Genomic DNA, 20,394 nt, shown 5'->3' on the forward strand with positions numbered 1-20,394 from the left:
AAAGAGCAGCTCATTAAGGACGTGACAACAGTGTCTTAAGAGCCTTTGCTCGGTGTTGCGACGCCCGCTCTTTACGGAGCGGCACAAGAATTGATACCGCAGCCTTTGCAGCTTCAGTCACGCTGCGGTACGCGAAAAAATGCAGGTAATGTCAAAAGAAGTTTAAGGAGACTCTCAATGTCCACGCAAAAACCGAATCCCTATGGTTTGTATGATCCATCAGCCGGAAGTGATAGCTGTGGTGTAGGTTTCATTACCCGTAAGGACGGCGAGCAGACCCATGAGATCCTGCAGATGGCCCATAGCGCGCTGTGCACGGTACCGCACCGTGGCGGCATGTCCGCCGAAGGCGTGGGCGATGGCGCTGGCGTTAACGTCGATCTCTCCCTGAACTTCTTCCGCAAGGTCACAGGTCTGGCGCTGGAAGCTGGCCGTTTTGGCGTGGGTAACTTCTTTGTGCCCAAAGACGCGGAACTGCGCGCTAACGCTGAACGTCTGGTAGAAGAAACGCTGGCGGCACACAACTTCCCGGTATTAGTGAAACGCGATATGCCGCTGGACGGCAGTGTGACGCGCCCGGCTGCCCTGCAATTCCAGCTGCCGATTGTACAATGGGTTTTTGCTGCGCCGCAGGAAGTGGCTGACCAACTGGAATTCGAGCGCCAGATTTATCGCGCGCTGCTGGATATCGAAGCGCGCGCCTTTACCGAAAGCGAATTCGGCGGCCTTTATCCGCTGTCGCTCTCCTCGCGCACCCAGGTATTTAAAGCCCGCCTGAACTCCAACGAAGTGATTCCTTACTTCAAAGATTTAACCGATGCCGACCATCAGGTGCGCGGGTTGTTCTTCCATACCCGCTTCTCCACCAACACCGATCCGCATACCACCATGGCGCAACCGTTCCGCTTGATGGCGCACAACGGCGAACTGAATACCGATCGCAAAAACCGTATTGCCGAAGCGGCACTGATGCTGGCGCGTGGAAAGAAAATTGTGCGCCCTAAAGGTCAGTCCGACAGCTCACGTCTGGACCAGAGCATTCACAGCCGCTTGATGGAAGATAACCTCGACCTGATCAACGCCGTTGTTTCCATGATGCCACCGGCCTGGGAGAACGATACGTCGCTCTCAAATGAAGTACGCGCCATGCTTGAGTACTTCTCATTATATGAAGAGAAAAACGATGGCCCGGCCGCGCTGATCTTTGGTAATGGCGAAGTGATTGGTGCCCGTCTTGACCGTCTCGGTCTACGTCCGCTGCGTTCCGTTGAAACGGCGGAATATATCGGAGCCATGTCTGAAGCGGGCCAGATCGCCTTCCCACCGGAAAGCGTGCTGCGTCGCGGCCGTATCGAAGCGGGCGGTATGCTCTATTACGATCACAAAGAGAAACGCTCTTACACTACCGTGGAAGCGTTGGAAAAACTGGCGGCGGAGAAGGATTACCTGTCGCTGCTGAGTAAAGCGCGTGTCGACCTCGCCGATCTGCCAGAAATTCAGGCTGAGCAGCTCGGCTCTCCGCTGCGTTATCGTGGTGACCTGCAAACCTATCAGCGTTTTGTGGCCTACTACTACAACCAGGAAAGCTTCAAATTCATGATGGACCCGATGCTGCAAACCGGCGCTGAGAAGATCTCAGCGATGGGTTACGGCAACGCCATCAACGGCCTGTCCGACCACGAAGGCGGCATGGCGCACTACTTCTCGCAACGCTTTGCCCAGGTCACTAACCCGCCGCTTGACTCCATCCGTGAAGCGGACGGCATGACGCTGCGCGTTGCCCTGGGTGCGAAACCGCACCTGGGTCGCAGCAAGGGCCAGCAAATCATCGTACCAACACCAATTTTGACGCACCTCGACATGCTGCGCCTGCGCGAACAAACCGTCGCGCCTTATGCGCGCTTCGAGATGCTGTACGAGCCAGTCGTCGGCAAAGATATCGTCAGCCGCGCAGCTAACGCCAACGCGCTGGAAAAAGCCATTGATGACTTAGCGCAGCAGGTTGTTGATTTCGCACGCCAGCAAGGTGGCATCGCGGTAATTACCGACCGCCACATCTCCTCAACCCACGCGGCGATTCCGATGCTGCTGATGGTATCGGCGATTAACCAACGTTTGGTGCAGGAAGGTCTGCGTCTGGATGTATCGCTGGTAGTAGAAAGCGGCCAGAGCATCTCTTCGCACCATATCGCGGCAACGCTGGGCTTCGGCGCTTCTGCCGTTTACCCACTCGGCGTGCAGATGCGTGCGGAAGAGAAATTCGGTGAAGGCGAAGAAGGTAACAAAGCCTTTAAACGCTATGCCAAAGCAGCAGAAAAAGCGTTAATGAAAACCATGGGCAAAGTGGGCCTGTGTACCGTTGAGAGCTACAGCTGCGGCGAGTTCTTCGAGCCTAACTTCCTGAATACCGACGATCCGGTATTGAAAAAGTATTTCCCGAATATCAAAACCCCCGTTGGCGGCGCTGGCTTCCCGGCTATCGCCCAAATGGCGGTCGACTGGCATCAAAGTGCGCTGAAAATTCAGGGCGAAGCGGAAGTCCCCTTGCTCGGCCTGTTCAAAGAGCGTGCTGAAGGTGCTGGCCATTCGTACGGCACCATTGCGGTACGTACCTTCATTGATATGACGGAGCAGCCGATTCGCTTTGCTAACAAAGAGCGCGAAGAGGACAACTTTATTCGCCTGATGACGCTGGCTAAACTGGATAATGCTTTCAATATCAAAGCGGAAGCCTTTAAAGACAGCAGCTTCGAGCGCATCCCGAATGATGTTATCGATAGCTTTGCCATCACGCCCGATTACCGTCAGTTCTCCAGCCTGATGCATGCCGAGCGTAAACGTCGTCCTGCGGCGCTGCGGGACATCCTCGCGCTGCCTTGCGATTTGACGCACGTGGATAGCGAAGCGGAATTCGGCCGTAAGCTGGGCCGCTACTCGCTGGTTAACAACGGCTTCGCGACGCGCGGCCTGAAGTGTGAAGCGGTAAATGGCAGCCTGAATCAGTTTGAGCTGCGCCTGATCGATGCGATTGCTGGCCTGAAGCCAGAGAATGAGCGCCTCGAAGCACTGTCGCGTGCGTTGAAAACGCGCTTCAGCGACGATATCGAAAGCAGCAATGTGGCGGATGGCGTTCTGCACATCACCGCTTACGGCAAAGCTGCGGATTATCTGTCGCTGATCTTCACTGCGCTGCCCTCGCTGCCGCTGGAAGAGATTCAACCGGCACACGAAATTACCCGTACCTTTGCTTCCGGAGCCATGAGCCACGGTGCGTTGGTAGCGCCTGCGCACGAAGCGGTGGCGCACGGTACCAACATGGTGGGCGGCATGAGCAACTGCGGCGAAGGTGGCGAACACTATTCACGCCACGGCACCATCCGCGCCTCACGCATTAAACAGCTGGCGTCTGGACGTTTCGGCGTGTGGGCAGCTTATCTGGCCGACCCAATGCTGGAAGAGCTGGAGATCAAAATTGGTCAGGGCGCGAAGCCAGGTGAAGGCGGCCAGCTGCCAGCACCAAAAGTGACCGTTGAGATTGCGGCAGCCCGTGGTGGTACACCAGGCGTTGAGCTGGTTTCACCACCGCCGCACCACGACACTTACTCTATCGAGGATTTGGCTCAGCTGATCCACGACTGCAAAGCCGCGCGCGTGCGCGTCATTGTGAAACTGGTGTCATCTGAAGGCATCGGCACCATCGCCGTGGGCGTGGCGAAAGCCGGCGCGGACGTGATTAACGTGGCGGGTAACACCGGCGGTACCGGTGCAGCATCGGTCACCAGCCTGAAATATACCGGTCGCGTAGCGGAAATCGGCATCGCTGAAGTACATCAGGCGCTGTGCGCCAATGGCCTGCGCGACAAAGTGCAGCTGCGCTGCTCCGGCGCACAGCAGACCGGCAGTGATGTGATCAAATCTGCCCTGCTCGGCGGCGACAGCTTCGAGTTCGGTACCACCGCGCTGATGATGCTGAAATGCGTGATGGCGAAAAACTGTAACGTTAAATGCCCGGCCGGTTTAACCACCAACGCCGAAGCTTTTGATGGCGATCCGCGTCAGCTGGCGCAGTACTTCATCAACGTGGCGCAGGAAGTGCGTGAGTTCCTTGCTCGCCTCGGTCTGCGTTCACTGCGCGAAGCACGTGGCCGTTCTGATCTGCTGCATTTGATGGATCACCCGCTGGAAGTCGGCAAACTGGATCTGCGCGCCATGTTAACCGTGGTGCCAGAGCAAAAAATTGCTAAGCCAGTCTATCTGGAAAAAGATTTTGAGCTGGATGATGGTTGGGTCAATGAGCTGAAAACCCAGCTGGTTGGCGAGGCAAGCCGTGAAATCGCGCTGGGCGCGGGCATCACGCTGAACAACCGTAACAAGAGCGTGGGTGGACAGCTGGCAATTGATATCGAGCGCATGCTGAACCACGAGCTCACTAAAGAGCAATTAGCAGCGCTGCCAGCGGTGCTGAAAGATGACCGCGGTCGTCACTATCTGGCGCCAGCCACCGTGCTGATCAACACCAGCGGTTCTGCCGGCCAGTCGTTCGGCGCATTCTGCAACGACGGCATGCAGCTGAAACATTACGGCACCTGTAACGATGGCGTGGGCAAAGGTCAGTGTGGCGGCGAGCTGGTGGTGATGTCACCGGGCGGCGGCGCACAGGATAGCGATGGCAACGTCTTGATCGGTAACTTCGCCCTGTTTGGTGCCACCGGTGGTCGTCTGTTCGTACAGGGCCAGGCGGGTGACCGCTTCGCGGTGCGTAACTCTGGCGCAACCGCGGTAGTGGAAGGCGTTGGCGACTTCTGCTGCGAATACATGACCAACGGCGCCATCCTCAACCTTGGCACCTTCGGTAAAGGCTTCGGCAACGGCATGAGCGGCGGTTTCGCCTACCAGTACGATCCGTATGGATCGCTGGCGGCACATGCAGCCGGTGATTCAGTCCTGTTTGGCTCCATCGCCGATGAAGATGAAATGGCGCAGGTGCATAAGCAAGCGGTGCTAACCATGCTGAACTGGCATCTGGAAGCTACCCAGTCACCGCGCGCTGCCTGGCTGCTGGAGAACTGGGAAACCGAGTGCCACCACTTTGTTTACGTGATGCCACGTTCGCTGCTGCTGTATCAGGATGGCACCGAAATCCTGAAAGCCAAATCGCGTAAAGACCTGCTCGAAGAGCTGTCGACGTCGCTGGCTGCACATCAGGTCGCTAAATTCAAATCGGCGTGGCGTGACGGTAAAACCATCGCCAACGGTGCCGTACCGGCCTACGGCGCGACCGATACGCTTGAGATGTTTGTGCTGCTGAATAACTACACCGTGCTGAGCCTCGCGCAGCAGCTGGCGTTGGGCAAACTGCCAAAAGGCACGGCGGTGGAAGATCCGGCCGTTGAGAAAGCCGTGCGTAATCTGCTGATGACCGAAGATTTCGCGCTGATAAGCAAGCTACAACGTCATGCGCGCTCTGCGATTGAAAGCTATAGCGATGACGAGCTGGCAAGCCTGATCGCCGCTAAACGTATGGCGGATTATAAAGCGGCATTAACGCAACGTAACATTCGCTCCATGGACAGCCTGGCGACGTATGGCTGGATCATTTATCAGGATGCCTGCAACCGCGAGGTTCTTGGCCATCTACCTGATTTCGAAGAGCTGTTTGCACGTGCTGCACTGCCAGAAATCGCTGCTGCGGTCGGGAAACTTTCCTGATTATAGCTTTACGGAACATGTGTAATTTAGACTTTATATTTTGATTGAACAGGATTGAGCGCCTTACCGATGAAAATTCCTTACATTCCTGAAGATGCACCGTTTAACGGTGAGCAGAAATATTGGCTGGCGGGTTTTCTCGCCGGTCTCCACTCGCGCCTGCTGGTATTAGAAGACAAGCAGAGCGCACCGGCTGCCGGTGCCAACACGCAGCTGCATATCCTGTTCGGTTCACAAACCGGTAATGCCGAAGCGCTGTCGCAAACTGCCGCTAAAGCCGCGCGTGCCAAAGGTTTAGTGCCGGTGGTTCAGGCTCTGGGCGAAGTGGATCTGGATGTGTTCGCCACCATGCGTCACGTGCTGATCGTCACCTCGACTTACGGCGAAGGCGAAATGCCGGACAACGCCCAGCTGTTTTGGCAGGCGATTTCAGCCAGCGCCGCACCGCGTCTGGAGCAGATGCACTTTGCAGTACTGGCGATTGGCGACACCGGCTACGACGGTTTCTGCCAGGCGGGTAAATTCATCGATATGCGTCTGGAACAGCTCGGTGCGAAACGCGTGGCCGATCGTATCGACTGCGATATTGATTTCGAAGAGCCGTCCAGCGAGTGGATTGGCACGGCAATGCCGCAGTTTGCCGCCAGCGCAGGCAGCAGCGGAACTGCACTTGAGAGCGCACCTGAAGCACCGGTCATTCCGGGCAGCAATAAGCAGAACCCTTATGCTGCCGCATTGGCGACCAATAAGCGCCTGTCGGCTGAGGAGTCGGCTAAAGATATTCGTCACTTTGAATTCGATCTCACCGACAGTGGTTTGAAATATGAAGCCGGCGATGCGCTGGGTGTGATCCCGGTGAACGACGCGGCGTTGGTTTCACTGCTGCTGGCCGAACTGAAAGCGGATTACGAAACGCCGGTGCCAGGCTTTGATCGCAACCTTGGCGATCTGCTGACGCACCAGTTCGAAATCTCTGAGCCATCACGCAAACTGATTGAGTGGGTTGGACAGCACACCACCAACCAGGAATTGCGTCACGTTTTGCAGCACGACGACAAAGATACTCTCGCCGTTTGGCTGTGGGGCAAAGATACGCTGGATCTGCTGCAGCTTGAGCTGACGCGCAGCCTCTCAGTGCCGGAATTCGTTGCCATGCTGCGCCCACTGCAGCACCGTGCGTACTCCATCTCGTCGAGCTCGAAAGCGCATCCAAATCAGGTGCATCTGACCATCGCTTCCGTGCGCTATCACAGCGGCGGCCGTGAGCGTAAAGGCGTGTGCTCAACCTACCTGGCTGAACGTGTTCGTCGTGGCGAAAAGCCGGCGATCTTCATTTCGCCCAACAAAGCGTTCCGCGTGCCGGCAAATGGCAATGCTCCGCTGATCATGGTGGGTCCAGGCACCGGCATCGCCCCGTTCCGCGCGTTCCTGCAGGAACGTCAGGCAACCGGCGCGCAAGGTAAAAACTGGTTGTTCTTCGGCGACCAGCATCAGGCACATGATTACATCTATGAAGAAGAGCTGAGTGCGTGGCAGGAGAATGGCCTGCTGACAAACCTCGATCTCGCCTTCTCACGCGATCAGGAAGAGAAGATTTACGTGCAGAATCGCATGCTGGAGAAAGGCGCGGAGCTATACGCCTGGCTGCAGGATGGCGCCTACTTCTACGTGTGTGGCGATGCCTCACGTATGGCGAAAGATGTGGATGCCGCGCTGTATGAGGTGGTTCGTCAGTTCGGCGGCTTGTCCAGCGAGCGTGCGGCAGCCTACATTGATCAGCTGAAGAAAGATAAACGCTACCTGCGTGACGTCTACTAAGACGCGCAGACATAAAAAAACGGGCCAATCATCGGCCCGTTTTTATTTCACACTCTCAGACGCTTTATTTCACTACGCGGAGTGAAGGTCGTCCGCCACGCGGCGGCGGCGGCTCATCATCTGGCGAGTGATCGTCATCAGTCGCATCATCCGGACGATCGCCATCAATCACAGACATCATCGTCTCTTCCTGACCACTACCATCCTGATCTTCCGTCGCCAGCTCATAAGCCGGTTCCGGTTCGAACATGGTGCCAGCACCGTTTTCACGGGCGTAAATTGCCAGAACCGCAGCCATCGGCACAGAGACCTGACGCGGTACGCCACCAAAGCGCGCATTGAAACGCACTTCATCATTGGCGAGGTCAAGATTGCCTACCGCACGTGGCGCGATGTTCAGAACAATCTGCCCATCGCGCGCATATTCCAGCGGCACCTGCACACCAGGCAGATTAATGTCGACCACCAAATGCGGCGTCAGCTGGTTATCAAGCAACCAGTCATAGAATGCACGCAGTAGATAGGGACGACGCGCCGTTAGTTGCGACATTTCCATACTATTAGCCCCGAGCTTGCAGGCGCATTTCACGTTCTGCTTCTGTCAGTGACGCAAGGAAAGAGTCACGTTCAAATACGCGCGTCATGTAGCCTTTCAGCTCTTTAGAACCTGCGCCAGACAGATCCACACCCATTTGCGGCAGACGCCACAGCAGCGGCGCCAGATAGCAATCCACCAGGCTGAACTCTTCACTCATGAAGAAAGGCGTACGTGCAAACAGTGGCGCAATTGCCAGCAGCTCTTCACGCAGTTGCTTACGCGCTGCATCGGCTTCTGCACCATTGGCAGTTTCGATGGTGCGCATCAGGCTATACCAATCCTGCTCAATGCGGTGCATCATCAAACGACTTTCACCACGCGCAACCGGATAAACCGGCATCAGCGGTGGATGCGGGAAACGCTCATCGAGGTATTCCATGATGATGCGTGATTCGTACAGCGTCAGTTCACGGTCGACCAGCGTAGGTACTGTGCGATACGGGTTGAGGTCAATCAGATCCTGCGGCAGGTTATCCGTTTCAACCTGCTCGATCTCCACGCTGACGCCCTTCTCAGCCAGTACAATGCGTACTTGATGGCTGAAAATGTCAGTCGGACCAGAAAACAGCGTCATTACCGAACGTTTGTTGGCAGCGACAGCCATGAAAACCTCCAAGTTTGTTCACAAAAAGATACTGCGAATAGCCAACCACACGGCGACTCACCGGCTCATCAGATTCGCCTACCGTCAGCGTTAGAAGCATCGCCCAGCCTTCCCGACAGGAACGACAAGCACAACGCTGCTTCTCGCAGGCGCAAAGTGACAGTGAGTTTACCAGATTTTAAGCAGCTTGTGGGGCAGGCGTAATGATTTGCGGGCAAAATGCGGGTAAAGCTCGCGTTTTTGGTGGTAATAATTGGTAAAAAGGGCAATAAAAAACCCGCCGAAGCGGGTTTTTTGAGCCAATTGCCGCTGCCAAAGCAGCAAACAATTAACGCTTGGAGAACTGTGGACGACGACGTGCTTTACGCAGGCCGACTTTCTTACGTTCAACTTCACGTGCATCACGGGTAACGAAGCCCGCTTTACGCAGTTCAGAACGCAGAGACTCGTCGTACTCCATCAGAGCGCGTGTGATACCGTGACGGATCGCACCAGCCTGACCAGAAATACCACCACCTTTAACAGTGATGTACAGGTCAAATTTACCAACCATATCAACCAGTTCCAGCGGCTGACGCACGACCATGCGTGCAGTCTCGCGACCGAAATACTGCTCCAAAGAGCGCTGGTTAATTACGATGTTACCGCTACCCGGCTTGATGAAGACGCGAGCGGCAGAGCTTTTGCGGCGACCAGTGCCGTAGTTTTGAGTTTCAGCCATTGCCTATAATCCCGATTAAATGTCAAGAACTTGCGGTTGCTGCGCCGCGTGGTTGTGCTCGTTGCCTGCGTAAACTTTCAGTTTACGGTACATAGCACGACCCAGTGGGCCTTTCGGCAGCATGCCTTTAACCGCGATTTCAATCACACGCTCAGGACGGCGCTCGATCATCTCTGCAAAGGTCGCTTGCTTGATACCACCGATGTGGCCAGTGTGGTGATAGTAAATCTTGTCAGTACGCTTGTTGCCGGTTACAGCAACTTTTTCTGCGTTCAGAACGATGATGTAATCACCGGTATCAACGTGCGGAGTGTATTCCGCTTTGTGCTTACCACGCAGACGGCGCGCCAGTTCAGTCGCCAGGCGACCCAAGGTTTTGCCCGTTGCGTCAACAACATACCAGTCACGCTGTACGGTTTCTGGTTTAGCTGTAAAAGTTTTCATTGAAAAGCTTACCCAAATAAAAAGTTACACGTTGGTGAAATCCCAAACGCTAAGTAAACGATTGAGGCTCACACGACCATTTTGCCCAGCAAGCCACCCCTTCAAGTGAGTTACCGGATCACATCGAGTTCTTGGGAAAGAAAACCGATGCTGTAACGTGGGGTCGCAAGATTATAGAGAAGTCGAACCCAAAGATCGAACCTTTTTGCATCTAAATCCTGCGATTTCTGCCACGTCATCAGGGCAGATGCGGCAGACGCAAATACTCTTCGCTCTGCATCTCCTGCAAACGCGACAAGCAGCGTTGATACTCGAACTTCAAGCGTGTGCCCTGATAAATTTCAAACAGCGACGTTTCCGCCGCCACGACCAGTTTCACGTGGCGTTCATAGAATTCATCAACCAGCGCGAGGAAGCGACGCGCCTGATCTTCGGTCTTATAAATCATCACCGGCACATCATACAGCAAGACGCTGTGAAATCGGCGCGAGAGCTCAATATAGTCGTGTTGGCTGCGCCCTTCGCCACAGAGAGTCAGGAAATTAATCGCCAGCACGCCGTCATGCACGCCGAGCGTTGGCATCTGACGATGATTAATCTCCAGCACCGGCGCATCCTCACGCGCTTTACCGGACAGCGCACGGAACATACGCTCCATTTCAGCATGGGTGGCATCGCTCAGCGGGAAATTCCACAAGTGCGCTGAAGTCAGAGTACGCAAACGGTAATCGATACCGGCATCAACGTTCATCACTTCGCAATGACGCTTGATTTGTTCAATGGCGGGCAGGAAGCGCGCCCGCTGCAGGCCATTGCGATAGAGTTCATCCGGCGGAATATTTGAGGTTGCCACCAGCGAGATGCCGCGGGCAAACAGTGCCTCCATCAGCGTGCCGAGCAGCATGGCATCGGTGATATCCGAAACAAAAAACTCATCAAAACAGAGAATGTCGGTTTCAGCTTTAAAGCGGTCAGCGACAATCAGCAGCGGATCGCTGTGGCCCTGCAGCTGCGTCAGCTCCTGATGGACGCGCAGCATAAAGCGGTGAAAATGCAGACGCAGTTTGCGGTCGCCAGGAATTGACTGAAAAAACAGATCCATCACCCAGGTTTTACCGCGTCCTACACCACCCCACATATAGAGGCCGCGCACCGGAGCATCACTCGCACTTTTCTCTTTATTCATCATCTTAGACAGACGTCCAAACAGGCCTTTTGCTGCCGGTTCAACATGTTGCTGGCGAGCAATCAATCCTTGCTGGATGGCATCTAAGCGGGTAATCGCTTCTCGTTGTACGTCATCCGGGCGAAACTCGCCCTGCGACAGCGCTTGCTCATAGCGTGCAAGCGGAGATGAGGTTTGCATGGTTCTCTCAGAATCCCTGAAAAAGTCCGATTCACGGGTCGGTTGACGAAAAATAGGCCGCTCTACACTAAGCGATGCAGCCCGATAGTTCCACTTCCATGAGATTATTGGGTATAGTGACTGCTATTGAAGTTGATGTTGAAACAGAAGCAATGCCCTACGAAACAACGGAAATTACACGGGAGTCATTATGACCTGGGAATACGGGCTGATTGGTTTAGTGATTGGCATTATTGTCGGCGCGGTAGTGATGCGTTTTGGCAACAAGAAGCTGCGTGAGCAGCGTAGCATGCAGTATGAGCTGGAAAAATCGAAGGCTGAGCTGGCGGATTACCGCGAGGAGCTCACCAACCACTTTGCACGCAGCGCTGAGCTGCTGGACAACATGGCGCATGATTACCGCCAGCTGTATCAGCACATGGCGAAGGGATCTAACGATCTGCTGCCAAATCTGCCGGGCGAGAAAAATCCGTTTGCCTACCAGCTAACGGAAGCCGAAGCGGATAACGATCAGGCGCCGGTACAAATGCCGCGCGATTACTCTGAAGGTGCTTCCGGCCTGTTACGGGGTAGCGATCGCACACCGCGTAAATAATCCTTTTGGGGCACAGCTTGGCTGTGCCCTTTTTGTTTGTCGAACCCTTGCCCCAAACAACTGTCACACTTTTTCATCCCCTTTTCTTTTCGCAGCGAGAGCGTTGTAGCAATGAAAAAACAAGCACGACTGTTGAGCGCATTAGCCTTGAGCATTGGAATGGGTCTGGCCGCCGCCCCTGGCGCGTTGGCAACCCTGCCGGCCCAGATTCAAGGACAAGCATTGCCAAGCCTGGCACCGATGCTGGAGAAAGTTCTGCCTGCGGTAGTCAGCGTGCATGTAGAAGGCACAGATTCCGGCCAGCAGGCGCAGGATATTCCGGAGCCGCTGAAACGCTTCTTCGGCCAGGCACCCGGACAATCTCAGCCTCAGCCTTTTGAAGGGTTGGGCTCTGGCGTGATCATCGATGCCGCGAAAGGCTACGTCCTGACCAACAATCACGTGGTGAACGGTGCAGATAAAATCAGCGTGCAGTTGAGTGATGGCAACGAATACGACGCTAAGCTTATTGGTCACGATGAGCAAACCGACATCGCGTTGATTCAAATTGAGGGCGCGAAAAACCTGACCCAGGTAAAAATTGCCGATTCCGATTCGCTAAAAGTGGGTGATTTCGCCGTTGCTATCGGTAATCCCTTCGGCCTCGGCCAAACGGCCACTTCCGGCATCATCTCTGCGCTGGGACGTAGCGGCCTGAACCTGGAAGGGCTGGAAAACTTTATACAGACCGATGCGGCGATTAACCGCGGCAACTCCGGCGGTGCGCTGGTCAACCTGAATGGTGAGCTGATCGGTATCAACACGGCGATTCTGGCATCCAGCGGCGGCAATATCGGTATCGGCTTCGCGATCCCCGCCAATATGGCGATGAATCTCGCGCAGCAGTTGATTCAGTTTGGTGAAGTGAAGCGCGGTCAGTTGGGCATTAAAGGCACTGAGATGACCGCCGATATTGCTAAAGCTTTTAATGTCGATGCGCAGCGTGGAGCCTTTGTCTCTGAAGTTCTGCCGAAATCGGCCGCCGAGAAAGCGGGCATCAAAGCCGGCGATATCATCACCTCCATCAATGACAAAGCCATTACCAGCTTTGCCGAACTGCGCGTGAAAGTGGGTACCACACCGCCGGGACAGAGTGTGAAAATCGGCCTGTTACGTGAAGGCAAACCGATTACCGTTAACGTCACGCTGGAGCAGAGCGCGCAAACCACCGCCAGCGCACAGCTCATGTCGCCTGCGCTGCAGGGCGCCACACTGAGCGACGGTGCGACCAAAGCCGGTGATAAGGGCGTGAAAGTCGATGCGATTGAAAAAGGAACGCCGGCCGAGCAGGTTGGTTTGCAGAAGGACGATGTGATTGTCGGCGTAAACCGCAATCACGTCACCTCGCTGGCCGAAATGCGCAAAGTGCTGGAAGGGAAACCGCCGGTGCTGGCACTGAACATAGTGCGCGGCGACGAGAGTATTTACCTGCTTCTGCGATAATCCTCGCATCAGGCGGACAAGCAGGTGTTTGTCCGCCTTTCTCATGCTATTCTGCCCTGCGATTAACCCTTGCCTGAAATAACACCATGTTTCTTAAACTTTTGCGTTCTGTGGTGATGGGCCTGATCGTGGCTGGCTTACTGCTTGTCGCGATCCCTGCGCTACGTATCGGCAGCGATATCACCTTTGATCATGACAATAGCAATGATGAAGCACCCGTCAGTTTCAATCAGGGTGTGCGCCGTGCCGTGCCCGCGGTCGTGAATGTCTATAACCGCAGTGCTCACGGCAACAACAATCGCGGCATCACCACGCTCGGTTCCGGCGTCATCATGAACGGCAAAGGTTACATTCTTACTAACAAACACGTTATCAATAATGCCGACCAAATCATCGTGGCGCTGCAGGATGGACGCTTCTTCGAAGCTAACCTGGTGGGTTCCGATGCGATGACCGATTTGGCGGTACTGAAAATCAGCGCCGCGAACCTGCCCGTCATTCCCATCAATGCCAGACGCATAGCGCACATTGGCGACGTAGTGATGGCCATCGGTAATCCCTACAACCTGGGCCAAACCGTTACGCAGGGCATTATAAGCGCCACCGGGCGCGTTGGCCTGAGCTCTTCCGGACGGCAAAACTTCCTGCAAACCGATGCTTCGATCAACCAGGGCAATTCAGGCGGCGCGCTGATTAACTCCCTCGGCGAGTTGATGGGCATCAACACCCTAACCTTTGATAAAAGCAGCGATGGCGAAACGCCGGAAGGGATTGGTTTCGCCATTCCAACTGCGCTGGCGAGCAAAATCATGGATAAGCTGATTCGTGATGGCCGGGTGATTCGCGGGTATATCGGCATTACCGGGCGTGAATTGCCGCCGCTGCACGGCCAGGGCAGTAACCTTGACCGCGTACAAGGCATTATTGTCAGTAACGTCACGCCTGGCGGGCCGGCCGATAGCGCCGGTATTCAGGCTAATGATGTATTGCTTCAGGTGAATGGCAAAACCGCGATTTCAGCGCAGGAAACGATGGATCAGGTGGCTGAAATTCGCCCGGGTTCAGTCATTGACGTGCAGATCTTACGCAATGAAAAGAAGATGACGCTGCCGGTTACCATTCAGGAATTCCCGGAAGTCACCGCCCCAGTCACCACCCAATAAGGGCGCTTTCGCGCCCCCATGGATTAGCTGCGGTCAACCGGGAAGGCGATCACTTCGCTCAATGCGCTGGCTTTCAGCGCCAGCATAATCAAACGATCAACACCTAGCGCCACGCCAGAGCAGGCAGGCATGCCATGTGCCAACGCGTCCAGCAGGTTGGTATCGATAGGATGCTGCGGCAGGCCACGCGCGGCACGGCGACGATTGTCCTGCTCAAAGCGTTGACGCTGTTCACGGCTATCGGTCAGCTCACGGAAACCATTCGCCAGCTCAATACCTTTGTAATAGACCTCAAAGCGTTCGGCGACGCGATGATCTTCGGTGCTGATTTCCGCTAATGCCGCCTGCGTTGCCGGAAAGTGATAAACAAAGCAAGGCTTATCATTACCAATCTTCGGCTCAACGCCCAGCATAAACAGCAGCTGCAGCAGCGTATCGCGGTCTTCTTCACGGTTCGCTAACTCGCCCTCGCCCAGCTTCTGCGCCACTTCACGCAGCTGCGCTTTATCGGCTGACAGCGGGTCGATCTCCAGATGACGAATAAACGCCTGCTGATATGACAATGACTCGGCGCTATCGCACTCCAGCACCTGCTGCATCAGATCGTCCACCTCATTCATCAGGCGGTACATATCGTAGTGCGGGCGATACCACTCCAGCATGGTAAATTCAGGATTATGGTGACGTCCCGCTTCCTCGTTACGGAAGCTGCGGCCCATTTGATAAATCGGTCCGCTACCCGCTGCCAGCAGGCGCTTCATATGATATTCCGGACTGGTCATCAGCCACAGATCGCGCCCTTCAGCGGCGCCCGGCCCAACAAAACGCGTCTGGAACGGGACCAAATGAATGTCCGTGATAGTCGCCTGGCTCATCGCCGGAGTATCCACCTCCAGCACGCCGCGATCGGCAAAGAAACGACGAATTTCCGCCATAATGGCGGCGCGTTTCAACAAATTGGCAATGGGTGCGCTTGGCTGCCAGCTTGCCGTTTCGCTCATGTTGATGACTCCTCATACAAATAAGGGGTGGAAGTCTACCCGCATTGGCGATGGCAAACAACGACGCCGCAGCGCCAGCGGATGCCAGCAGCAATTTAGTAACGGGCAGCTATACTTAACTCATTAAAATTGTGAAGGAATCCCCTAATGTCTCCATGGAAAACTCTCGTCGCCAGCCTCAGCGCGTTCCTCTCAGTTGCATGCTCAACCACGCCGCCAAAAGGCGTTACGGTGGTCGAGGGATTCGACAGTCAGCGCTATCTCGGCCAATGGTATGAAATCGCTCGTCTTAATCACCGCTTTGAACGTGGTTTACAGCAGGTCACGGCCAATTATAGCCCGCGCGATGATGGTGGCCTGAAAGTGGTTAATCGTGGTTTCAACCAGCAGAAGCAACGCTGGCAAGAGAGCGTTGGCAAAGCCTATTTCACCGGCGATAAACAGCGCGCTGCGCTGAAAGTCTCGTTCTTTGGTCCGTTCTATGGTGGCTACAACGTGATAGCGCTGGATCCGGACTATCGCTATGCGCTGGTATGCGGCCCGAATCGTAGCTACTTATGGATTCTCTCACGCACGCCACAATTAGATGAAGGTGTTAAAAAGCGCCTGGTCGAACAGGCCAGAAGTGCCGGATTCCCGGTAGATGAGCTGATTTGGGTTGAACAGAAATAGAGATCCGGTGTGAAAGCAGCTTTCACACCGGGGTATCTTACTGTGCGCTGCGCTGAATTGCCTTACCGCCCGCCGAAACATCTTCGCCGACACCACGCGTGGTGTTACAGGCGGTCAGAACGGAAGAGAGCACCAGCACGGAAAAAATCGCGACAATACTTTTCTTTAACATAGCCATATCCTTTTTGGTTGCAGTAAAAGTACAGCTCTTAAAGCATAGTCTTGATTTGGAAAAATGCGGATTCAACGGCAGGAAAAGAGTGAAGCAGAGGCACAGCGAAGAAAAAAGGCGCATCACCGATGCGCCTGATTTGACGATTATTTTACGCGAGAAACGTATTCGCCAGAGCGGGTATCAACTTTTACCACTTCGCCAATCTGCACGAACAGTGGCACTTTGATCACTGCGCCCGTTGAAAGGGTTGCTGGCTTGCCGCCGGTACCTGCGGTATCACCTTTCAAGCCTGGATCGGTTTCGATCACTTCCGCTTCGATGAAGTTCGGTGGCTGAACAGCGATCGCTTTATCGTTCCACAGGGTAACGATACAATCCGCATTGTCCTGCAACCACTTGGTCACGTCATCCAGCACTTTAGATTCGATCTGATACTGCTCGAAAGATTCCGGGTGCATGAAGTAGTAGAAGTCGCCGTCGTTGTAAGAATATTGCAGCGTCATATCACGAACATCTGCGCCTTCGGCAGAGTCAGTGGATTTGAAGGTCTTCTCAACGCGAGAACCGGTCAGCAGACGACGCATTTTAACGCGTGCGAATGCCTGGCCTTTACCCGGCTTAACAAACTCACTGGCTTCGATGGCATATGGCTCGCCTTCGAACATGATTTTAAGACCGGGACGGAAATCGTTGCTAAGATAAGTCGCCATAAAGGCCCTCTGTAAATATTGAACTGGTAAATAGCCAAAAAAATGGCACACATTGTAACCCTAAATCCCCCTGTCAGAGAAGATTGGTTACAGCAACTCGCTGATGTTGTCACCGAACCTGCTGAATTACTGCAACTTTTATCTCTGGATCAGCATGCAAATCTGGCCGCAGGCGCTGATGCGCGCAAGCTTTTCGCCTTACGCGTACCTCGGGCCTTCATCGCACGCATGAAACCAGGCGATGCCACCGACCCGCTGCTGCTGCAAGTATTGACCAGCCGTCAGGAATTTATTGATGCGCCGGGTTATAGCACCGATCCACTGGACGAACAAAGCAGTGTTGTGCCCGGTTTACTGCATAAATACCGAAATCGTGCGCTACTGCTGGTAAAAGGCGGTTGTGCGGTCAATTGTCGCTACTGTTTCCGCCGTCATTTCCCCTATCAGGATAACCAGGGCAACAAGCGCAACTGGCAAGCGGCCATTGATTACATCGCCGCGCATCCCGAGTTGGACGAGATCATTTTTTCGGGCGGCGATCCGCTGATGGCCAAAGATCACGAGCTGGCATGGCTGGTTACGGCGCTGGAAAAAATTCCCCACCTGAAGCGCCTGCGCATTCACAGCCGCCTGCCGGTGGTGATCCCCGCACGTATTACCGAAGGTTTGTGTCAGATTCTGGCGGAAACGCGTCTGCAAGTATTGATGGTAAGCCATATCAATCATGCGCAGGAGATTGACGATGAGCTACGTCACGGCATGCAGATGCTGAAGCGGGCGGGCGTTATGCTGCTCAATCAGAGCGTGCTACTGCGCGGAGTGAATGACAACGCCCAGATTCTGGCAAATCTCAGCAACGCACTGTTTGACGCCGGCATTCTGCCCTACTACCTGCACGTGCTGGATAAGGTACAGGGCGCGGCACATTTCTTTGTTTCTGATGAGGAAGCACGCACCCTGGTTCGTCAGCTGCTGGCGAAAGTCTCTGGCTATATGGTACCGAAACTGGCACGAGAAATTGGTGGCGAGCCAAGCAAAACGCCGCTGGATTTACAGCTGCGCCAGGAATAAAAAAAGCCGCATTCGCGGCTTTTTTTACGACGGCACATTACGGACACTTATACACCTGGCCGGACATTTTGCTGTCGAGGGGAGCGAAAGCTGACAGCAGATTTTGCGTCGGGCTGGTGGCGCCATAAATCACGTTGCCGCCCATTTCCGCCGCGCGATTGCGCAGGTCGTTTGCCGCGCCGCGCAGTGAACTGCCTTCCCCGCCAGAACCGCTCAGCCAGTTGCTCTGTGAGCCGGTGAGCGTTCCCAGCAGCTGACATTGGCTGGCTGGCTGTTGGTCGACGAAGGTCACGCGTTCGCCGCCGGCACTCAGTTGATTGGAGCTGCTGCAACCCGCCAGCAGTAAAGTTCCCACTGCCAGTCCGAGCAAGAGGTTAATCCGCATTGTAATCCCCATTTATTATCATCAGTGTCGGGCGGCAGCGTAGCAGAAAAGCGCACTTTTTTTCTGAACATTCATTGCCCTAAACCCGTAAAGCCGAAGTATTGCGCCCTTACTTATACCTTGTTCGCCCGCAAAAGAAAAACCCCCGACCGTTTCCGATCGAGGGTTTTTCAGATGGCTTAAGCCGTCAGGGGCAATTACATCATGCCGCCCATTCCGCCCATGCCACCCATACCGCCAGCGCCACCTAAATCAGGTGCGTCGCTTTTCGGCAGATCAGTCACCATCGCTTCGGTGGTGATCATCAGGCCCGCAACCGATGAAGCGTACTGCAGCGCAGAACGGGTCACTTTAGTTGGATCCAGGATACCGAAGTCGATCATGTTGCCGTACTCTTCAGTCTGCGCGTTGTAACCGTAGTTACCGTCGCCTGCTTTCACGTTGTTAGCCACAACTGAAGGCTCTTCACCGGCGTTAGAGACGATCTGACGCAGAGGTGCTTCCATTGCGCGCAGCGCAACTTTAATACCTACGTTCTGATCTTCGTTATCACCTTTCAGGCCAGATGCGGCGATTTTCGCAGCAACGCGAACCAGCGCCACACCACCACCCGCAACCACACCTTCTTCAACCGCAGCACGGGTCGCGTGCAGGGCATCTTCAACGCGCGCTTTCTTCTCTTTCATTTCAACTTCAGTCGCTGCGCCCACTTTCAGCACGGCAACGCCGCCTGCCAGTTTCGCTACGCGCTCCTGCAGTTTTTCTTTGTCGTAATCAGAAGTCGCTTCTTCGATCTGCTGACGAATCTGCGTTACGCGGCCAGAGATCGCGCCTTGATCGCCCACGCCATCGATGATGGTGGTGGTGTCTTTGTTGATGACAACACGTTTTGCCTGACCCAGATCTTCCAGGGTCGCTTTCTCCAGCTCCATACCGATCTCTTCAGAGATAACGGTACCGCCGGTCAGGATAGCGATATCCTGCAGCATCGCTTTACGACGGTCGCCGAAGCCAGGTGCTTTAACCGCAGCCACTTTAACGATACCGCGCATGGTGTTAACCACCAGCGTTGCCAGTGCTTCACCTTCCACGTCTTCTGCAATGATCAGCAGTGGCTTACCGGCTTTCGCAACGGCTTCCAGCACTGGCAGCATTTCGCGGATGTTAGAGATTTTCTTATCAGCCAGCAGGATGAACGGGCTTTCCAGCTCAACGGCACCCGTTTCTGGCTTGTTGATGAAGTACGGCGACAGGTAGCCACGGTCAAACTGCATACCTTCAACCACGTCCAGCTCGTCTTGCAGGCCGGTACCTTCTTCAACGGTGATAACGCCTTCTTTGCCCACTTTATCCATTGCGTCAGCAATCAGCGTGCCCACGGTTTCATCGGAGTTAGCAGAGATGGTACCTACCTGAGCAATGGCGCGTGAATCCTGGCAAGGCACAGACAGGGTTTTCAGTTCTTCAACCGCAGCGATAACCGCTTTATCGATACCGCGCTTCAGATCCATCGGGTTCATGCCCGCAGCCACGGCTTTCAGGCCTTCAGTGATGATCGCCTGAGCCAATACGGTTGCGGTGGTGGTGCCGTCGCCTGCTGCGTCGTTCGCTTTAGAGGCCACTTCTTTCACCATCTGCGCGCCCATGTTCTCGAACTTGTCTTCCAGCTCGATTTCACGCGCCACAGAAACACCATCTTTAGTGATGGTCGGTGCACCAAAAGATTTATCCAGAACCACGTTACGGCCTTTCGGGCCCAGGGTAACTTTTACTGCATCTGCCAGTACGTTTACGCCACGCAGCATTTTTACGCGTGCGTCATTACCGAATTTTACGTCTTTAGCTGCCATTTCAAATATCCCTTAAATTCGTTTCGTTCA

At 54.7% G+C, this 20,394-nt stretch carries 17 protein-coding genes; 7 read left to right on the forward strand and 10 right to left on the reverse strand.

Annotated elements, in window-relative coordinates; translation table 11 throughout:
• Nucleotides 1-177 precede the first annotated feature (177 nt).
• Both AAGR08_RS16515 and AAGR08_RS16520 read left to right on the forward strand, forming a co-directional pair.
• Complete coding sequence (locus AAGR08_RS16515) at nucleotides 178-5,709, forward strand: glutamate synthase-related protein (RefSeq protein WP_345827376.1); 5,532 nt, start codon at nucleotides 178-180, stop codon at nucleotides 5,707-5,709.
• Nucleotides 5,710-5,778: 69 nt separating this feature from the next.
• A complete protein-coding gene (locus AAGR08_RS16520; protein WP_345827377.1) occupies nucleotides 5,779-7,527 on the forward strand; it encodes a sulfite reductase subunit alpha in 1,749 nt (582 codons plus the stop codon).
• Between the two features lie 64 nt (nucleotides 7,528-7,591).
• Here AAGR08_RS16520 and sspB read toward each other — a convergent pair whose 3' ends face one another.
• From sspB to zapE, 5 genes are all read right to left on the reverse strand, one after another.
• Nucleotides 7,592-8,083 (reverse strand): ClpXP protease specificity-enhancing factor, encoded by a 492-nt coding sequence (sspB, locus tag AAGR08_RS16525; protein ID WP_345827378.1) that lies wholly within the window; start codon nucleotides 8,081-8,083, stop codon nucleotides 7,592-7,594.
• Between the two features lie 4 nt (nucleotides 8,084-8,087).
• Nucleotides 8,088-8,729, reverse strand: a complete 642-nt coding sequence (sspA, locus tag AAGR08_RS16530) for a stringent starvation protein SspA (protein WP_008104394.1) — start codon at nucleotides 8,727-8,729, stop codon at nucleotides 8,088-8,090.
• Nucleotides 8,730-9,057: 328 nt separating this feature from the next.
• Nucleotides 9,058-9,450, reverse strand: a complete 393-nt coding sequence (rpsI, locus tag AAGR08_RS16535) for a 30S ribosomal protein S9 (protein WP_007886600.1) — start codon at nucleotides 9,448-9,450, stop codon at nucleotides 9,058-9,060.
• Nucleotides 9,451-9,465: 15 nt separating this feature from the next.
• Nucleotides 9,466-9,894, reverse strand: a complete 429-nt coding sequence (rplM, locus tag AAGR08_RS16540) for a 50S ribosomal protein L13 (protein ID WP_007886599.1) — start codon at nucleotides 9,892-9,894, stop codon at nucleotides 9,466-9,468.
• A gap of 238 nt (nucleotides 9,895-10,132) precedes the next feature.
• Entirely contained in the window at nucleotides 10,133-11,260 is a 1,128-nt protein-coding gene (zapE, locus tag AAGR08_RS16545; protein WP_097095123.1) for a cell division protein ZapE, read from the reverse strand.
• A gap of 190 nt (nucleotides 11,261-11,450) precedes the next feature.
• Here zapE and zapG point away from each other — a divergent pair, with 190 nt between their 5' ends.
• The 3 genes from zapG to degS all read left to right on the forward strand — a co-directional run bounded on the left by zapG (nucleotide 11,451) and on the right by degS (nucleotide 14,500).
• Nucleotides 11,451-11,855, forward strand: coding sequence for a Z-ring associated protein ZapG (zapG, locus tag AAGR08_RS16550; RefSeq protein WP_097095124.1), 405 nt, complete (start codon nucleotides 11,451-11,453; stop codon nucleotides 11,853-11,855).
• Between the two features lie 111 nt (nucleotides 11,856-11,966).
• The gene (gene degQ / locus AAGR08_RS16555) at nucleotides 11,967-13,337 is read left to right on the forward strand and encodes a serine endoprotease DegQ (RefSeq protein ID WP_097095125.1); all 1,371 of its coding nucleotides are present in this window, start codon (nucleotides 11,967-11,969) and stop codon (nucleotides 13,335-13,337) included.
• Nucleotides 13,338-13,423: 86 nt separating this feature from the next.
• Nucleotides 13,424-14,500 carry an outer membrane-stress sensor serine endopeptidase DegS gene (gene degS / locus AAGR08_RS16560; protein WP_345827379.1) on the forward strand — a complete coding sequence of 359 codons (1,077 nt, stop codon included), beginning with the start codon at nucleotides 13,424-13,426 and terminating at the stop codon, nucleotides 14,498-14,500.
• A gap of 23 nt (nucleotides 14,501-14,523) precedes the next feature.
• On the opposite strand, the gene epmA is transcribed toward degS, so the two are convergent.
• The gene (gene epmA / locus AAGR08_RS16565) at nucleotides 14,524-15,501 is read right to left on the reverse strand and encodes an elongation factor P--(R)-beta-lysine ligase (RefSeq protein ID WP_097095127.1); all 978 of its coding nucleotides are present in this window, start codon (nucleotides 15,499-15,501) and stop codon (nucleotides 14,524-14,526) included.
• Between the two features lie 147 nt (nucleotides 15,502-15,648).
• Here epmA and AAGR08_RS16570 point away from each other — a divergent pair, with 147 nt between their 5' ends.
• Entirely contained in the window at nucleotides 15,649-16,173 is a 525-nt protein-coding gene (locus tag AAGR08_RS16570; protein ID WP_097095128.1) for a lipocalin family protein, read from the forward strand.
• Between the two features lie 37 nt (nucleotides 16,174-16,210).
• Here the strand turns inward: AAGR08_RS16570 and AAGR08_RS16575 are convergent, their stop codons facing one another.
• Both AAGR08_RS16575 and efp read right to left on the reverse strand, forming a co-directional pair.
• Nucleotides 16,211-16,345 carry an entericidin A/B family lipoprotein gene (locus AAGR08_RS16575; RefSeq protein WP_007886592.1) on the reverse strand — a complete coding sequence of 45 codons (135 nt, stop codon included), beginning with the start codon at nucleotides 16,343-16,345 and terminating at the stop codon, nucleotides 16,211-16,213.
• A 146-nt stretch (nucleotides 16,346-16,491) separates the two neighbouring features.
• Nucleotides 16,492-17,058 carry an elongation factor P gene (gene efp, locus AAGR08_RS16580; RefSeq protein ID WP_034826669.1) on the reverse strand — a complete coding sequence of 189 codons (567 nt, stop codon included), beginning with the start codon at nucleotides 17,056-17,058 and terminating at the stop codon, nucleotides 16,492-16,494.
• A 42-nt stretch (nucleotides 17,059-17,100) separates the two neighbouring features.
• Between efp and epmB the strand changes: the two genes are divergently transcribed.
• Nucleotides 17,101-18,129 carry an EF-P beta-lysylation protein EpmB gene (gene epmB / locus AAGR08_RS16585; protein WP_097095129.1) on the forward strand — a complete coding sequence of 343 codons (1,029 nt, stop codon included), beginning with the start codon at nucleotides 17,101-17,103 and terminating at the stop codon, nucleotides 18,127-18,129.
• 37 nt (nucleotides 18,130-18,166) lie between these two features.
• Here epmB and AAGR08_RS16590 read toward each other — a convergent pair whose 3' ends face one another.
• Nucleotides 18,167-18,514, reverse strand: a complete 348-nt coding sequence (locus AAGR08_RS16590) for a DUF4156 domain-containing protein (protein WP_097095130.1) — start codon at nucleotides 18,512-18,514, stop codon at nucleotides 18,167-18,169.
• A 197-nt stretch (nucleotides 18,515-18,711) separates the two neighbouring features.
• Nucleotides 18,712-20,364: a chaperonin GroEL gene (gene groL, locus AAGR08_RS16595; protein ID WP_097095131.1), complete on the reverse strand. Its 1,653-nt coding sequence runs from the start codon at nucleotides 20,362-20,364 to the stop codon at nucleotides 18,712-18,714.
• Between the last annotated feature and the right edge of the window lie 30 nt (nucleotides 20,365-20,394).

Origin of the sequence: Pantoea sp. BRR-3P, from assembly GCF_039621635.1 — a bacterium.
Taxonomy (GTDB): domain Bacteria; phylum Pseudomonadota; class Gammaproteobacteria; order Enterobacterales; family Enterobacteriaceae; genus Pantoea; species Pantoea floridensis.

Bases quoted from the DNA above. Each gene is read 5' to 3' on its own strand.
- AAGR08_RS16515 (WP_345827376.1), top strand. From the start codon at position 178: ATGTCCACGCAAAAACCGAATCCCTATGGTTTGTATGATCCATCAGCC.
- AAGR08_RS16520 (WP_345827377.1), top strand. From the start codon at position 5,779: ATGAAAATTCCTTACATTCCTGAAGATGCACCGTTTAACGGTGAGCAG.
- sspB (WP_345827378.1), bottom strand. From the start codon at position 8,083: ATGGAAATGTCGCAACTAACGGCGCGTCGTCCCTATCTACTGCGTGCA.
- sspA (WP_008104394.1), bottom strand. From the start codon at position 8,729: ATGGCTGTCGCTGCCAACAAACGTTCGGTAATGACGCTGTTTTCTGGT.
- rpsI (WP_007886600.1), bottom strand. From the start codon at position 9,450: ATGGCTGAAACTCAAAACTACGGCACTGGTCGCCGCAAAAGCTCTGCC.
- rplM (WP_007886599.1), bottom strand. From the start codon at position 9,894: ATGAAAACTTTTACAGCTAAACCAGAAACCGTACAGCGTGACTGGTAT.
- zapE (WP_097095123.1), bottom strand. From the start codon at position 11,260: ATGCAAACCTCATCTCCGCTTGCACGCTATGAGCAAGCGCTGTCGCAG.
- zapG (WP_097095124.1), top strand. From the start codon at position 11,451: ATGACCTGGGAATACGGGCTGATTGGTTTAGTGATTGGCATTATTGTC.
- degQ (WP_097095125.1), top strand. From the start codon at position 11,967: ATGAAAAAACAAGCACGACTGTTGAGCGCATTAGCCTTGAGCATTGGA.
- degS (WP_345827379.1), top strand. From the start codon at position 13,424: ATGTTTCTTAAACTTTTGCGTTCTGTGGTGATGGGCCTGATCGTGGCT.
- epmA (WP_097095127.1), bottom strand. From the start codon at position 15,501: ATGAGCGAAACGGCAAGCTGGCAGCCAAGCGCACCCATTGCCAATTTG.
- AAGR08_RS16570 (WP_097095128.1), top strand. From the start codon at position 15,649: ATGTCTCCATGGAAAACTCTCGTCGCCAGCCTCAGCGCGTTCCTCTCA.
- AAGR08_RS16575 (WP_007886592.1), bottom strand. From the start codon at position 16,345: ATGTTAAAGAAAAGTATTGTCGCGATTTTTTCCGTGCTGGTGCTCTCT.
- efp (WP_034826669.1), bottom strand. From the start codon at position 17,058: ATGGCGACTTATCTTAGCAACGATTTCCGTCCCGGTCTTAAAATCATG.
- epmB (WP_097095129.1), top strand. From the start codon at position 17,101: ATGGCACACATTGTAACCCTAAATCCCCCTGTCAGAGAAGATTGGTTA.
- AAGR08_RS16590 (WP_097095130.1), bottom strand. From the start codon at position 18,514: ATGCGGATTAACCTCTTGCTCGGACTGGCAGTGGGAACTTTACTGCTG.
- groL (WP_097095131.1), bottom strand. From the start codon at position 20,364: ATGGCAGCTAAAGACGTAAAATTCGGTAATGACGCACGCGTAAAAATG.